The organism is Aestuariimicrobium sp. Y1814 (assembly GCF_050113895.1).
Lineage (GTDB): Bacteria > Actinomycetota > Actinomycetes > Propionibacteriales > Propionibacteriaceae > Aestuariimicrobium.
The window spans coordinates 1-14919 of sequence record NZ_JBNJRW010000022.1; the positions used below are offsets into that span (position 1 = coordinate 1).

Annotated in this window: 14 protein-coding genes and 1 pseudogene; 4 read left to right on the plus strand and 11 right to left on the minus strand. The window is 68.5% G+C overall.

Features of this window, described 5'->3' with window-relative positions:
- Nucleotide 1 precedes the first annotated feature (1 nt).
- On the minus strand, nucleotides 2-994 hold the full coding sequence (locus tag ACQE3C_RS15000) for an IS481 family transposase (RefSeq protein WP_434537931.1): 993 nt from the start codon (nucleotides 992-994) through the stop codon (nucleotides 2-4).
- Nucleotides 995-1115: 121 nt separating this feature from the next.
- Here ACQE3C_RS15000 and ACQE3C_RS15005 point away from each other — a divergent pair, with 121 nt between their 5' ends.
- Entirely contained in the window at nucleotides 1116-2150 is a 1035-nt protein-coding gene (locus ACQE3C_RS15005; RefSeq protein WP_434539939.1) for a PHP domain-containing protein, read from the plus strand.
- Here the strand turns inward: ACQE3C_RS15005 and ACQE3C_RS15010 are convergent.
- Complete coding sequence (locus ACQE3C_RS15010; RefSeq protein WP_434539940.1) at nucleotides 2137-2658, minus strand: GNAT family N-acetyltransferase; 522 nt, start codon at nucleotides 2656-2658, stop codon at nucleotides 2137-2139. The two genes, ACQE3C_RS15005 and ACQE3C_RS15010, sit on opposite strands and share 14 nt — an antisense overlap.
- 92 nt (nucleotides 2659-2750) lie before the next feature.
- Here ACQE3C_RS15010 and aceE point away from each other — a divergent pair, with 92 nt between their 5' ends.
- Both aceE and ACQE3C_RS15020 read left to right on the plus strand, forming a co-directional pair.
- Nucleotides 2751-5513: a pyruvate dehydrogenase (acetyl-transferring), homodimeric type gene (aceE, locus tag ACQE3C_RS15015; RefSeq protein WP_434539941.1), complete on the plus strand. Its 2763-nt coding sequence runs from the start codon at nucleotides 2751-2753 to the stop codon at nucleotides 5511-5513.
- 158 nt (nucleotides 5514-5671) lie between these two features.
- Nucleotides 5672-6049, plus strand: coding sequence for a DUF3052 domain-containing protein (locus tag ACQE3C_RS15020; protein WP_434539950.1), 378 nt, complete (start codon nucleotides 5672-5674; stop codon nucleotides 6047-6049).
- A 74-nt stretch (nucleotides 6050-6123) separates the two neighbouring features.
- Here the strand turns inward: ACQE3C_RS15020 and ACQE3C_RS15025 are convergent, their stop codons facing one another.
- From ACQE3C_RS15025 to ACQE3C_RS15050, 6 genes are read right to left on the minus strand one after another with little or no spacing between them, the layout of a single operon-like run.
- Nucleotides 6124-7926: an ABC transporter ATP-binding protein gene (locus ACQE3C_RS15025; RefSeq protein ID WP_434539942.1), complete on the minus strand. Its 1803-nt coding sequence runs from the start codon at nucleotides 7924-7926 to the stop codon at nucleotides 6124-6126.
- 12 nt (nucleotides 7927-7938) lie between these two features.
- Nucleotides 7939-8847, minus strand: a complete 909-nt coding sequence (locus ACQE3C_RS15030; RefSeq protein ID WP_434539943.1) for a metal ABC transporter permease — start codon at nucleotides 8845-8847, stop codon at nucleotides 7939-7941.
- Nucleotides 8844-9773, minus strand: a complete 930-nt coding sequence (locus tag ACQE3C_RS15035; RefSeq protein ID WP_434539944.1) for a metal ABC transporter permease — start codon at nucleotides 9771-9773, stop codon at nucleotides 8844-8846. Before ACQE3C_RS15035 ends, ACQE3C_RS15030 begins: the two co-directional genes overlap by 4 nt.
- On the minus strand, nucleotides 9770-10561 hold the full coding sequence (locus ACQE3C_RS15040) for a metal ABC transporter ATP-binding protein (protein WP_434539945.1): 792 nt from the start codon (nucleotides 10559-10561) through the stop codon (nucleotides 9770-9772). The genes ACQE3C_RS15035 and ACQE3C_RS15040 overlap by 4 nt, the downstream gene beginning before the upstream one ends.
- Nucleotides 10558-11484, minus strand: coding sequence for a metal ABC transporter substrate-binding protein (locus ACQE3C_RS15045; protein ID WP_434539946.1), 927 nt, complete (start codon nucleotides 11482-11484; stop codon nucleotides 10558-10560). Before ACQE3C_RS15045 ends, ACQE3C_RS15040 begins: the two co-directional genes overlap by 4 nt.
- Before the next feature lie 11 nt (nucleotides 11485-11495).
- Nucleotides 11496-12131 (minus strand): hypothetical protein, encoded by a 636-nt coding sequence (locus ACQE3C_RS15050; RefSeq protein ID WP_434539947.1) that lies wholly within the window; start codon nucleotides 12129-12131, stop codon nucleotides 11496-11498.
- Between the two features lie 118 nt (nucleotides 12132-12249).
- On the opposite strand from ACQE3C_RS15050, the gene ACQE3C_RS15055 reads away from it, so the two are divergent.
- On the plus strand, nucleotides 12250-12717 hold the full coding sequence (locus tag ACQE3C_RS15055; RefSeq protein WP_434539948.1) for a GatB/YqeY domain-containing protein: 468 nt from the start codon (nucleotides 12250-12252) through the stop codon (nucleotides 12715-12717).
- A gap of 77 nt (nucleotides 12718-12794) precedes the next feature.
- On the opposite strand, the gene ACQE3C_RS15060 is transcribed toward ACQE3C_RS15055, so the two are convergent.
- From ACQE3C_RS15060 to ACQE3C_RS15070, 3 genes and pseudogenes are all read right to left on the minus strand, one after another.
- A complete protein-coding gene (locus ACQE3C_RS15060) occupies nucleotides 12795-13409 on the minus strand; it encodes a peptidoglycan-binding domain-containing protein (protein WP_434539949.1) in 615 nt (204 codons plus the stop codon).
- Nucleotides 13410-13415: 6 nt separating this feature from the next.
- A pseudogene (locus ACQE3C_RS15065) lies at nucleotides 13416-13799 on the minus strand (peptidoglycan-binding domain-containing protein); the annotation flags it as partial.
- A protein-coding gene (locus ACQE3C_RS15070; RefSeq protein ID WP_434539690.1) for an IS3 family transposase occupies nucleotides 13691-14850 on the minus strand; the annotation gives its coding sequence in 2 pieces (ribosomal slippage) (nucleotides 13691-14569 and nucleotides 14572-14850; 1158 coding nt in all). The pseudogene ACQE3C_RS15065 and the gene ACQE3C_RS15070, both read right to left, overlap by 109 nt.
- Nucleotides 14851-14919: the final 69 nt, after the last annotated feature.

Here is a 14919-nt window from a genome sequence, read left to right on the forward strand (position 1 = left end):
CCTAGGTGTTGGAGCGCATGACGTTGGTGACGCGTGCCGGGGTTCGGGTGGCTGGGGGTTGGTCTCGGCAGGCGGTGTGGGGTCGATGGTAGTTGTAGTGGATGTTCCAGATCTGTATTGCCCGGGTGCGTTGGTCCTCGCAGTTGTAGGGCCGGGCGTAGAGCACTTCTTCGGCCAGGATCCGGTTGTAGCGCTCAACTTTCCCGTTGTGGCGAGGTGTGTAGGCGCGGATGAACTGGTGTTGGCGTGCCCAGCCCCGCAGCGAGCGTTCGACGATCGCTGCCCTGTAGGGGTTGCCGTTGTCGGTGACCACGCGGGTGACGCGGGTGATCCCGTGCGCGGCGAACCAGGCCCTGGCCCGGTTGATGAACCCGAGCACGGTGGTGGCCCGCTCGTCGGTCAGGGACTCGGTGTAGGCGAGCCGGGAGTATCCGTCCACGGCGGAGTGGAGGTAGCGGTAGCCGACCCGGGTGCGGTGTTTCGCCTTGTCCTGGTTCGATCCGCGGCCATGGGCCCGCCAGCCGCCGCCCTCTCGCAGCGCGCCGACCTTCTTCACGTCGACGTGGACCATGTGGCCGGGGTAGCGGGCGATGATCCGTGCCGGCGCACGGGTCGGTTCTCCCTCGACGTCGAGCCAGCGGCGATGGTTGAGTCCCAGCCGGGTCAGCCAGCGTGCGACGGTGGCGACGCTGGTCCGGTGCCCACGCTCGTGCAGTTCGGCGGTGATCAGCCGGGCCGACCACTTGTGGTCGCGGCGTAGTTGCTCGATCAACTCCACCACCTGCGGTGGGGTCTGGGTCGGTGAACTGTGGGGTCGGCTGGAACGATCCAGCAGGCCTTCCTCGCCGTGGAGGCGGTGACGGTTGACCCATTTCGACAGACAGGCCCTCGACACTCCGGCCTCGGCGGCGACGTGGGCGATCGGGCGGTGTTGGCACCGGATGACCAGGCGTCGACGTGCTTCAAAGGTCAGCGCGGCATTACGGTGGTGAATCAAGGGCGGGCTCCTCGTTCCGATGGTTGTCTCGCAACTCCCATCCTGCCGAGGACCCGCCCCCTCTCACGTCCCGGCGCGTGCAATCAACCTCATGACCCGCAACACCTAGGCTGCGGTGATGAGCACCACCCCGGCCACCCTGGCCGCCACCGCCGTCGACCACCTGCGCGAGACCGCATTCTGGATGGAGCGCTCCCGGCAGGAGACCCGCCGCGTCGAGGCCTACCGCAAGGCCGCGGACGCCATCGCCGGGCTGGACCCCGAGGACCTGGTCCTGCTGCACGAGTCACCCGGTGGGGTCCAGCAGGTGGCCGGCGTGGGCAAGTCGACGGGTGCGGTGATCACGGCGGCGCTGGACGGGGGAGTGGCCGACACGCTGACGGCCCTGCGCAGTGCCGGCGCGATCCCGCTGGCCACGTCCGACCTGTTCGGTCTGCTGAGGGGTGACCTGCACAGCCACACCCTGTGGTCCGACGGCGGTTCACCCCTGGCCGAGATGGTGGCCGTCGCTGAACGCCTGGGCCGCGAGTACCAGGCCATCACCGACCACTCGCCCCGGCTGCGGGTCGCCAACGGCCTCAGCCCCGAACGCCTGCAGCAACAGTGGGCCGAGATCGAGCAGGTGCAGGCCACCCGTCAGGTGCGCATCCTGCGGGGCATTGAGGTCGACATCCTGGACGACGGCAGCCTCGACCAGGGCGACGAGTTGCTGGGCGGTCTCGACGTGGTGGTCGCCTCGGTGCATTCCAAGCTGAAGATGGACCCCGAGTCGATGACCCGCCGGATGGTCACGGCGATCGCGAACCCCCACACCGACGTGCTGGGCCACTGCACCGGCCGGCTGGTGGAAGGGGCCCGCGGGGTGCGGCCGCAGTCCGCGTTCGACGCCGAGGTGGTCTTCCAGGCCTGCGTGCAGTTCGACGTCGCGGTCGAGATCAACTCGCGCCCCGAACGCTGCGACCCACCCGATGACCTGTTGGCGCTGGCCCACGACATGGGGTGCCTGTTCAGCATCGACACCGATGCCCACGCCCCGGGCCAACTCGACTTCCTGGCCTACGGCGCCGCCCGCGCCGAGGCGGCCGGCATTCCCGACGACCGGATCATCACGACCTGGCCGGTGGACCGGCTGCTCGAGTTCACCCGCGGCTGAGTGCCTTGCGCATCTCGAGTTCGGCCATGCTCGGGTCCAGCGGGTAGGGCCGCCGGGCACCGGTCATCGTCCACCCGGTGCGCTGGTAGTGACGGATCGCCCGCTCGTTGCGTTCGTTGACCTCGAGGAACAACTCGTCGTGGCCCAGGTCGAGGGTCCACTGCTCGGCCAGGCCGACCAGGCGCTCGGCGACCCCCTGCCCGCGCAGCGCCGGGGTCACGTAGATCACTCCTGCCCACACCCGCACGGGGTCGCTGAACAGGTTGACCATGGTCGCCACCTGTGCGCGCCACACGCCGTCCGGGTCGACGGCCACGAAGACCGCGCTGGTGGTCGGGGTCGCCAACCGGTCGGTGTGCCGGCGCTGCCAGTCCTCGTCGCTGGTGGCTTCGGCATCGGCCAGGGTCTGCAGGTAGGCGATGGGGGTGTCGGCCAGCATCTCCAGGCGCAGGTCGCGGGCCTGTACCCATTCCTCGGGTCGTGCTGCTCGAAACTCCAGTTCGGTCACGGGCACAATTGTCACGCCTTCCATCGGGTGTTGGCGAGGTGTCCGAGCCCGCGGGTAGGCTGACCGGTAGTCACGATGAAAGGACTGCGAGCGTGAGGCAACGCGATGAGGCTGGCCCGATCCTGAACGGCCTTCCCACCAATCTCCCCGACACTGATCCGGAGGAGACGCGGGAATGGATGGACTCGCTGGAGGGTGCCATCGACAGCGGCGGCCGCAACCGGGCCCGCTACCTGATGCTGCGTCTGCTGGAACGCGCTCGTGACCGCCAGATCGGTGTCCCCTCGCTGACCAGCACCGACTACGTCAACACCATCCCGCCGGGCCGTGAGCCGGAGTACCCCGGTGACGAGGACATGGAGCTGCAGGTGCGCCGGATGCTGCGGTGGAATGCCGCCATCATGGTGCACCGTGCCCAGCGCCCCCACATCAGCGTGGGCGGCCACATCTCGTCCTATGCCTCGGCGGCGACGCTGTACGAGGTGGGCATGAACCACTTCTGGCGTGGCAAGGACCACCCCGGCGGCGGTGACCAGATCTTCTTCCAGGGCCACGCCAGCCCCGGCATGTACGCCCGTGCGTTCCTCGAGGGGCGCATCGACGAGCAGCGCATGGACGGCTTCCGCCAGGAGTTCTCGGCGCTGAAGGACGGGCGCCCCTACGGCCTGCCGTCCTACCCGCACCCCCGCCAGATGCGCGACTTCTGGGAGTTCCCGACCGTCTCGATGGGCATCGGGCCCATGAACGCGATCTACCAGGCGCAGTTCAACAGATACCTGCACAACCGCGGTCTCAAGGACACCTCCCAGCAGAACGTCTGGGCCTTCCTCGGCGACGGCGAGATGGACGAGCCCGAATCGCGTGGCTTCCTGCAGCTGGCCGCCAACGAGGAACTCGACAACCTCACCTTCGTGATCAACTGCAACCTGCAGCGCCTCGACGGCCCCGTGCGCGGCAACGGCAAGATCATCCAGGAGCTCGAGGCCTTCTTCCGTGGCGCCGGCTGGAACGTGATCAAGGTCGTCTGGGGCCGCGAGTGGGACGAACTGCTCGCCCAGGACACCGACGGTGCGCTGGTCAACCTGATGAACGCCACCACCGACGGCGACTACCAGACCTACAAGGCCAACGACGGCGCCTACGTGCGCGAGCACTTCTTCAACCGTGACCCGCGCACCGCCGCCATGGTGCGCGACTGGTCGGACGAGCGGATCTGGCGCCTGTCGCGCGGTGGCCACGACTACCAGAAGGTCTACGCCGCCTACAAGAGCGCCACCGAGTTCACCGGCGCCCCGACCGTGATCCTGGCGCAGACCATCAAGGGCTACATGGTGGGCAAGCACTTCGCCGGCCGCAACGCCACCCACCAGATGAAGAAGCTCTCGCTGGAGGACCTGAAGAACTTCCGCGACCGGCTGCGCATCCCGATCAGCGACAAGGTGCTCGAGGACGACCCGTACTCGGCGCCGTACTACCACCCGGGTGAGGACGACCCGCGGATCAAGTTCATGAAGGCCCGCCGCGCCGAGCTCGGTGGTTCGCTGCCCGAACGCCGCGAGAACCCCAAGCCCATCAAGCTGCCGGAGGAGAAGGCCTACGCCAGCGTGAAGAAGGGTTCGGGCAACCAGAAGATCGCCACCACCATGGCGTTCGTCCGGTTGCTGAAGGACCTGATGCGCGACAAGGACTTCGCCCCGCACGTCGTGCCGATCATCCCCGACGAGGCCCGCACCTTCGGCATGGACTCGTTCTTCCCGACCATCAAGATCTACAACCCGCACGGCCAGAACTACACCCCGGTCGACCACGAGCTGATGCTCGCCTACCGTGAGGCCACCAACGGGCAGATCCTGCACACGGGCATCAACGAGGCCGGTTCGGTGGGCGCTTTCACGGCCGCCGGCAGCGCGTATGCCACCCATGGGGTGCAGATGGTGCCGATCTACATCTTCTACTCGATGTTCGGCTTCCAGCGCACCGCCGACTTCGTCTGGGCGGCGGCCGACCAGCTGGCCCGTGGCTTCCTGATCGGGGCCACCGCAGGCAAGACGACGCTGACCGGTGAGGGCACCCAGCACATGGACGGCCACTCGCCGCTCATGGCCGCCACCAACCCGGCCGTGCTCGCCTACGACCCGGCCTTCGGCTACGAGATCGCCCACATCATGGGTGACGGCCTGCGCCGCATGTACGGGGACAACCCCGAAGACATCATCTACTACCTGACGATGTACAACGAGCCCATGCAGCAGCCGGCCGAGCCGGAGAACCTGGACGTCGAGGGCCTGCTCAAGGGCATGTACCTGTTCAAGGAGGGCGACTTCACCGGTGTCGGCGAGGATGCCCGCCGCGCGCAGCTGCTCGCCTCGGGTGTCGGGGTGCCGTGGGCGCTGGAGGCCCAGGAGCTGCTGAAGCAGGACTTCGGTGTCGTGGCCGACGTCTGGTCGGTGACCAGCTGGTCGGAGCTGCGCCGCGAGGCCATGGAGTGCGACGAGGTCGCCTTCCTGCACCCCGACCAGGAGCAGCGCGTGCCCTACGTCACCCAGGCCCTGCAGGGCCGGCCCGGCCCCGTGGTCGCCGTCAGCGACTACATGCGCCAGGTGCAGGACCAGATCGCGCAGTGGGTGCCCACCGACTTCGCGTCCCTGGGTGCCGACGGGTTCGGCTTCTCCGACACCCGCGCGGCAGCGCGTCGCCACCTGCACATCGACGGCCCCTCGCTGGCCGTGCGCACCCTGCAGCTGCTCGCCAAGCGCGGTGAGGTCCCGGCCGAGTGGGCCCACCAGGCCGCTGAGAAGTACCGCCTGCTCGACGTGAACGCCGGCACCTCCGGCACCGCGGGCGGCGACGCCTGACCGATTGACCACAGGATGGGCCCCGTCTTTTGCGGCGGGGCCCATCTCTGGCAGTCTGGTTCCACGACGGACGTCCCCGACCGCGGGGACGCCAGCATCAGGAGGGTTGGGCACAGGTGGTGGCCGCGACAGAGCGGGAACTGGGAGTTCGTCAGGCGATGAGCCTGACCGAAGGAATGGTCATCCAGGAACTCGGATGGGACTCCGACGTTGATGAAGACCTGCGCACGATCGTCATGGACGCCATCGACGACGACCTCGTCGAAGAGGCTGTCGAGGCCGTCGACGCCGTGCTGCTGTGGTGGCGTGAAGAGGACGGCGACGTGGCCGACGGCCTGGTTGACTCGCTGACCGACCTGTCCAACACCGGCGTGATCTGGCTGATGACCCCCAAGGTGGGCCGGCCCGGGCACGTGAACGCCCGCGACATCGCCGAGGGCGTGAACACTGCTGGCATGGCGCTGACCACCCCCGTGGACGTCTCCGACCAGTGGCAGGCCCAGAAGGTCGTCCGCCCCAAGGCCACCCGGCGCTGAACTGTTCGCGGGGGACGCCCTCCCTGCACCCCCGCAGCGGGGGACGACCCCCTGCACCCCGCAAGCAGCTCAACTCACCTCAGGATGTCGTAGCTCTGCAGGCGCTTGCGGTCCTGCTTCGAGCCCGATTCCTGCAGCGCCAGCAACTGGGCGTAGATGCCCCCGCTGGCCGCCAGTTCGGCCGGCGTCCCGATCTCGTCAATGCGCCCCTGCTGGATCGTGATGATCCGCTCCACGCTGGCGATGGTCGACAACCGGTGCGCGATGATGATGCTCGTTCGGTCGACCATCAGCGCCTCCAGGCCCTGCTGCACCAAGCGCTCCGAGCGCGTGTCCAGCGCACTGGTGGCCTCGTCGAGCACCAGCACCGGGGCGTCCTTCAGCATGGCCCTGGCCACCGCGATGCGCTGCTTCTGCCCACCCGACAGCTTCAAGCCACGCTCACCGATCACCGTCTCGTAGCCGTCGGGGAACCGCTCGATGAACTCGGCCGCGTTGGCCCGCTTCGCGACCGCACGCACCTGCTCGTCGCTCGCCCATGGGGCGCCGTAGCGAATGTTGTCCTCGATCGTGCCCGAGAACAGCGAGGCGTCCTGGAAGACCACACCGACCTCGCGGCGCAACACGTCGAGCCCGTGCTCGATGTGGGGTTCACCGAACAGGTGGATCGTCCCCTGCCTGGGCGGGAACAGCCCCATCAGCAGGTTCACGATGGTGCTCTTGCCGCCGCCCGATTCACCGACCAGCGCGATCCGCTCCCCGGGCGCCACCGAGAAGGTGATCTCCTCGAGCACGTTCGGCTCGTCGTCGTAGCCGAAGCTGACGTCGCGGAACTCCACCGCGGGCGCACCGGGCACCGGTGGCGGCAGGGTGCTGGTCGGGGTCACCGCCTGCAGCGAGGCGCCCGGTTCGTCCGCCTCGTCGAGCACCGCGAAGTAGTCGCGTGAGCCGGCCAGCGCCCGCTGCGTGCTGTCGACCAGGAAGCTCATGCCGGTCACCGGCCCCTTGGCCATGCCGACCAGCTGGACCAGCAGCACCATGGTGCCCAGGCTGAATCGTCCGGTCATCGTCTGCCACAGGATCACCACATTGATCAAGAAGAAGATCAGCGCCAGGGCCGTGCGGCGCAGGGTGTCCATCCGGTGCCACCACCGCGACTGCGGGCGGGTCAGGGCGACCGTCTGGTCGTACTCCGCGTCGAACCGGTCGAGCTCGCGACGCTGCGCCACGAAACTCTTGACCACCCGCATCTGCGCCACGACTTCGGCGAACATGCCACCGGCCAGGTCGACATGCTCGTTCTTCTGCTTCTCGTAGCGCTGCCAGCGCTCACTGGTCAGTGCGGTCAACCACGTGTAGATCGGGAAGACCGCAATCAGCAGCACCGCCAGCGGCCAGTAGTAGAACGCGGTCACCGCAAGTGCTGCGACCAGGGTGATGATCATCGGCAGGAAGTTGTTGCTCAACATCTGCATGAAGCTCGACAACTCGGTGATCGAACGCGTCAGGCGGGCGATGATCGCCCCCGACAGGTTGTTGTCGAAGTAGCGCTGCGGCAGCCGCAACAGCTTGGCGTAGTAGCGCGAACTCAGGATCGCCCGCATCCGCATCGACATGACGTCGCCGAGGTAGCCGCCGATGTTGCTGAGCAGCGCATTGGCCAGTTCGGCCACCAGGATCGCCACCGCGAACCAGATGACCACCGACATCGGGGCCGGCTGGCCCTGCAACCGCCTGACGACGTGGTCAGTGGCGCCCTGCAGCAGGAACGGTGAGGCGAGCGCCGTCACCGCCATCAGGATTGAACACAACGCCACGCCGATGTAGTAGTGGCGCAGTTCGTCGACGTGCCTGATCACTTTCCACAACGCAGACATCGCAGCTTTCTCTCAGAGAGCGGAACCACCGAGGCCCACCGGGCCGCGCTCGACTCTACTCGCGTCGCGGAAACGCTCCCAGCGCCGCCGCCCGCGCACCGACAGGTGCACCAGGGTGAACAACAGGCCGTGGACGAACGCGATCCCGGCGCTGGTCGCCGCGTCCAGCGCGTAGGCCGCCCAGAACCCGACCAGTGACCCACCCACCGCCACCAGCAGGCTGACCAGCACCATCGTCGACATCTGCCGCGCCACCTGCAGGGCCGTTGCCGCCGGCACCACCATCAACGCCAGCACCAGCACCGCCCCCGCGGCGTGGAAGGCGGCGGTGACCGTCACCGAGACCAGGAACATGAACGCGGTGTTGAGCCACCGGGTGCGCACCCCGGCGCTGGCGGCGAATGCCGGGTCGAAGGTGGTCATCGTCAACACCCGGAAGAAGGTGACCAGGAATCCGGCCATGACCGCCAGCACGGCGAGCATCACGTACAGGTAGCGCGGCCCGATCGAGACACCGCCGACGTACCACTGGGCGAAGGCGGCCAGGTTCAGGTCACCGACCAGCACCGCATGGGTGTCCAGGTGGATGTCGGCGAAGTCCAGGCTGACCATGATCACCCCGGCACTGAACAGGGCCGGGAAGACCAGCCCCTGCGGGGAGTCCCCGGTGAGCAGCCGGGTGCTGGCCAGCCACTCACTGCCGAGCACCACCACCAGGCCCGCCAGCGCGGCACCGACGATCAGCCAAGGGGAGTTCAGGTCACGGGTCAGGGCGTAGCCGACCACGATGCCGGGCAGCACCGCGTGGCCGATGGCATCGACCAGCATCGAGTCGCGGCGCAGCACGACGAAGACCCCGGGCAGGGCACAGGCCACGGCCGTCACCACCGCCAGCAGCATGATGCCCACGACGTAGTTCATGCCTGCTCCTTGAGCAGCTCGCGGCGCAACCGGTCGCGCAGCCTCGCTCGTCCGATGGCCCTGACCAGGATGCTGCGCCGCGGGGCGGCCAGCATAGAGACCACGAAGACCGCGAACATCACCATCACCACCAGCGGACCGGTGGGCACATCGACCACCGCGATCGACAGGTAGGCACCGACCCCGCTGGTCACCGCGCCGATGGCCGCTGACAGCACCACCATGCTCGGCAGCCGGCGGGTCCACTGTCGGGCCGCCGCCGGTGGGGTGACCACGAAGGCGACCATCAGCACCAGCCCCACGGCCTTCACCCCGATCACGGTCGCCACCACGATGCTGGTGAACATCACGGTGTCCACCACGCGGCGGTCGAACCCCAGCACGCTGGCATGGTCGGGGTCGAACGCGTGCAGCGCGAACTCCTTCCAGCACGCCACCAGCACCGCCAGGGCGGCGATGCCGACCACGATGATGGCCACCAGGTCTGAGGTGGTGATCACCGAGGCATTGCCGAACAGGTAGTCCTCGATGCCGCCCTTGCCGCGGAAGTCGCCGCGGGTGATCACCTGCAGCAGCAGCATGCCGCCGGCGAAGAAGGTGGTCAGCACGACCGCCATCGACGTGTCCACCTTGAGCCGGGAGTGGCGGGTGATGCTGGCCGCCCACAGCACCGCCAGGGTGCCGGCCACCACCGCGCCGGTGACCAGGCCCACCATGCTGCGCCCGTCGGTGCCCAGCAGCACCACCCCGACCAGGAACGCCACCAGGGTCCCGGGCAGGGCCGCATGCGAGATCACGTCGCTGACCAGCGACTGCCGGCGCAGGTAGGCGAACACGCCCAGGGCACCCGAGACCAACCCGATCAGGGCGGTGGCGAGGAAGACCATCCGATAGGTGTGGTCGCTGAAGAACTCGACCGGGCTCACAGCGCGAACCCGAGGAAGGAGTCGTCGGCGGTGCTCACCTCGTAGGTGGTGCGGATGTTGGCCTTGGTGAACACCTGCTCGACCGGCCCGGCCGCGACAATGCGCCGGTTCAACAGGGTCACCTGGTCGCAGTAGTCCTTCACCGTGGCCAGGTCGTGGTGGACGATGACCACGCTGCAGCCCTCTTGGCGCAACTGGTGCAGCACGTCGACGATGGCCTGCTGGCTGCGGGCATCGATGCCCTGGAAGGGTTCGTCCATGAAGTACAGGTCGGCCTGCTGGGCCAGGGCCCTGGCCAGGAACACGCGTTGGCGTTGCCCGCCCGACAGCTCGCCGATCTGGCGCCCGACCAGGTCCCACAGGCCGGTTCGCTCCAGGGCCTCGGCTGCGCGGCGACGCTGCTCGGCCCCCGGACGACGCAGCCAGCCGAGCCTGCCGTAGGTGCCCATCAGCACCACGTCCGCCACGGTGGTGGGGAAGTCCCAGTCGACCGAGGTGGCCTGGGGTACGTAGCCCACCCGGTGGCGCACCTTCCCCAGCGGCTGGCCGAAGAACTCGGCATGGCCGGTCAACGGGGTGACCAGCCCCAGCATCGCCTTCAACAACGTCGACTTGCCGGCGCCGTTGGGGCCGACCACCCCCATCACGGCCCCGGTCGGCGCGGCGAAGTCCACGTGGCGCAGCACCGGGTCACGCCGGTAGGCGACGCTCAGGTCGACGGTGCGGCAGGCGATGCTCCCGATGCCGGTCGGGTGCCCCGCGCCGCCCGGGTGCTCGGTGCTGCTCATGGTTCCCCCAGGGCGTCGGCGATCACGGTGGCATTGTGCAGCAGCACACCCAGGTGGGTGTCGACCCCCGCCTCGTTGCCCAGGGAGTCGGCATACAGCTGCTGGTCTGCCACCTGCACCTGCCAGCCCAGGGCATGCACCGCCTCCTTCAGGCTGGTGATGGCTTGGGGGTTGGCCTGGTTGTCGGTGAAAATCACCGGCACCCGGTTCCCCGCGACCAGGTCGGCCAGGGCGCTGAGCTGGCGCGGGCGGAGCCTGGCCTCGGTCGAGACGAGGTCGGTGGCCCGCACGTCGAGGTCGTAGGTGGCGCCCAGGTAGCCGAACGCATCATGGCCGGTGACCACCATCCGCGGCGGTGGCACCCGCGCCAGCAGTTCACCCGCCCGTTCGTGGACCGCCGCGAGCCGGTCCTGGTAGTCGGCGGCATTCGCGGCATAGTCAGCTGCCCCGGAGGGGTCCACCTCGGCCAGGGCGTCGGCGATCACGTCGACGACGAGCGACCAGATCGGGAGACTGTTCCAGATGTGCGGGTCGTGGACCGGGGTGCCCCGCGTGCCGCTGCTCGGGACCTCCAACAGCAGTTCGCGCGGCACCCGCTCACCGACGGCGACCTGCCGGTGGCCGAGGCTGCGCAGTTGGTCGTCCATCTGCGCCTCGAGGTGCAGCCCGACCCAGAACACCACGTCGGAGGAGTGGATCGTCGTGATGTCGCGGGTCGAGGGTTGGTAGCTGTGCGGGTCGCTGCCCGGCCCGACCATGGTCGACACCTGGGCGTGTGGGGCGATGGCGCGGACGGCGTCGGCCAGGTGGCCGGTGGTGGCATAGACCCGCAGGCGCCCGTCGTCCTCGGGCGTTGCGCAGGCGGCCACCACCAGCAGCACGGCCAGCACCAGCCCGCGCGCCACCCACCTGCGTGTTCCCACCCTGCACCGCCTCAGTCGGAGATCTCGCGACGGTGCTGTGCCTCGAGGCGTTGGGTGGCCTGCCGGGGCAGCACCACTCCCAGGACGTCGAGGATGGCGCGCAGGGCCTGCATGGTCGAGTCGAACTCGGCGCCGGAGACCGACTTGGCCCTGGCGGCGAGTTTCGCTGCCCGCGCCCCCTGCTTGGGGTCACCCAGCGCGGCAGCACCCACGCGTTGGGCGTGGCTGAGGGCCCGCTGCCAGGTGGCCCTCAGGTCGGCGACCCAGGCCTCGAGGATCGACACGTCCATGCCGGCCATGTCGGCATTCGCCAGCCGGAAGTAGGCCGTGTCGAAGGCGGCGGTGGCGGGCACAGCTGCGTCGAACAGGGCGTAGTGGTTGATGTAGTCGGCGATGTCGGAGCGCAGGGCCCCGTACTGCTCGCTGATCTGGTTGAAGCTGCGGATCGCCGAGTTGCGGCGCAGCAGCACCGACTGCGCGGATTCGAGGGCGTGCCGGGGCGCCGGCAGTGCGTCCTGGGGTGGGCCGTTGAGCCCGAACCAGTCACTTGCCCGACGGCCCATTCGGCGCAGTGAGCCCGGGTTGCTGGCCACGCGGATCGCCAGGATCACGGCCAGCACGACCAGGATGATTCCCACCTGCCACATCGGCTGCCCCTTCCACGCGACGTTGCAGGGCCACCGTATCGCGCCCCGGTCACCGGTAATGACCATGCGCCGCCCGAGGCCCGCGTGGAAGACTGGGGCGCGAGGAAAGGAATGCCACATGGCTGAGCTGAAGGACCGTCTCAAGGCCGACCTGGTCACCGCGATGAAGGCGAAGGACGAGACCGCCAAGTCGACCCTGCGGATGGCGATCGCCGCGATCGGGGTCGAGGAGGTCGCCGGTGACAGCGCCCGCGCGCTGACCAACGACGAAGAGGTCGCGGTGGTGACCAAGGAGGTCAGCAAGCGTCGCGACTCGGCGCAGGCCTACACCGAGGGCGGCCGCCAGGAGCTGGCCGACAAGGAGATCAGTGAGGCCGAGTTCCTGCAGCAGTACCTGCCTGCCCCGCTGACCGAGGCCGAACTGGACGAGATCGTCGCCGAGGAGGTCGCAGCCGCAGAGGCCGCGGCCGGGGAGAAGCCCACCATGAAGCAGATGGGTGGCATCGTGAAGGCCGTCAACACCCGGGTGGCCGGCCGCGCCCAGGGTGGCGCCGTGGCTGCCAAGGTGAAGGCCCGGCTGGCGTGAGGCACGGGCACCCGCCGACGAGGATCGTCGACGGGTGCCCGCCCAGGTGGCTCGACCCGGGGTCGTCCGGGGTCTGATCAGCCCCAGAGCACCTTGGTGTAGCGGCGCGCCTGCCAGTTCGACCCCAGCCCGAAGAAGGGGTACGGGCTGACCCGGCGGGCCACCGCCCCGAGGCTGCCCGACTGCTCCATCGAGTAGTAGCTGGTGCGCGAGGAATCGAACCAGCCGCAGAAGACCACCGTGTGGTAGTCGTAGCTGTTCAGGATGTCACCGGGCAGCAGCTGGGTCTTGGTGATCAAGGTCGTGATCTGCGACAGGGTGCGCGTCGAGTAGCTCGTGGTGGCGTGGAACGCGTTGGAGACCTGCCCCGAGCAGTCCTGCCGGTAGGTCTTGGAGTTGGTCAGGTCACGGAAGTACTTGGCCTGGCTGTACCCGAGGCGGATCGTGGGCCAGTAGGCGGCCCGCTGGATGATCTCGGTGCGCTTGATGCTGCCACCGATCGCCGAGGTGCCCGCGCCGACGACCCGGGTGATCGCCATGGCCTTATGGGTGTTGGCCCCGGCGATGCCGTCGGCCACCAGGCCCTTCGACAGCTGGTGGGCGCGCACCGCCGCGGTGGTGCCCGACCCGTAGGACGAGTCGTGGGGGACACCGGCACGGTTCTGCACCAGTGAGACCCGGGCCGCCAGCACGGCCTGGGTGATGTTGCCGGGCTGCCCGTCCTGGGTCAGCCGGTTGTCGGCCTGGAACCGCTTGACCGCCGCGATGGTGGCGGCGGTCAGCGTGCCGGTGACGGTGCCGGCGTTGTAGCCGAGTCCGTTGAGGTTGCGCTGGATGCGTTCGGTGAGGGCATCAGCATGTGCGGTGGCGGGGTTCAGCAGGGTGATGCCGCCGACGGCCAGACCGAGTCCGGCGGTGGCCTGGAAGAAGGCACGACGAGTGGGACTGCTGCACGTCTTGGTGACAGGTTGGGTTAGGCGGCTTGGTCGGCCGGTGTGGTCATGATGGTCTCGAACTCGATGGGGGTCAAACGTCCCAGGCGGGCTTGTCGTCGGCGGCGGTGGTAGGTCCGTTCGATCCAGGTCACGATCGCGATGCGGAGGTCGTGGCGGGTGTGCCAGCGGCGCCGGTCGAGGACGTTGTTCTGGAGCAGGGCGAAGAAGGATTCCATGGCGGCGTTGTCGCCGGCGGAGGCGACCTGGCCCATCGAGCCGGTCAGGTCGTGACGACGCAGGGCGGCCAAGTACTTCCTGGACCGGAATTGACTGCCCCGATCGCTGTGCACGATGCAGCCGGTCACTTTGCCGCGGCGGGCCACCGCCATGGCGAGGGCGTCGACCGCGATGCGGGACTTCATCCGGTCACTGATGGAGTAGCCGACGATCCGGTTGGCGTACACGTCCTTGACCGCGCACAGGTACAGCTTGCCCTGGCCGGTGCGGTGCTCGGTGATGTCGGTCAGCCACAGGACGTTCGGGCCGGACGCGGTGAAGTCGCGCCGTACGTGGTCGTCGTGGGCGGGCGGGCCTGGCTTCTTCCCGTTGGTGCTGCGCTTCTTGCCGAACACGCTCCACCACCGGTTGGCCGCACAGATCCGCCACACCCGCCGGTCGCAGCCGGTGTGGCCGGCGGCGCGGACTTCATCGGCCAGCAGCCGGTAGCCGAACTCCGGATCATCGTGGTGGGCGTCGAACAACGCGTTCGCCAGAAACGCCTCATCGAGTTCCCTGGCAGTGACCGGACGGGCGAGCCAGCGGTAGTAGGGCTGGCGGGCGAGCTTGAGGACCCGACACGTCACCGTGACGGGGATCCCGTCAGCAGCGAACTCCTTCACGAGCGGGTACATCATTTTCCCGGCAAGTTGGCCTGCGACAAATACGCCGCTGCCCGACGCAGGATCTCGTTCTCCTGCTCCAGCAGCCGGTTACGGCGCTTCAACTCCCGCAGCTCGGCCGACTCCGCGGTGGTCACACCGAGCCGGTGGCCGTCTGCGACATCAGCGCGCTGCAGCCAGTTCCGCAGACACGACTCACTGATCCCGAAGTCCTTCGCGATCTGGGCAATCGGAGCCTCGCCACGACGGGCCACCGCGACCACGTCGTCACGGAACTCCTTCGGATGGGGTCTAGGCATGGTCAACATCCTTCCAGCAGGACCTCACGGCCCCACAGATCGAATGTCACCTACTCGTGCAGCAGTCCC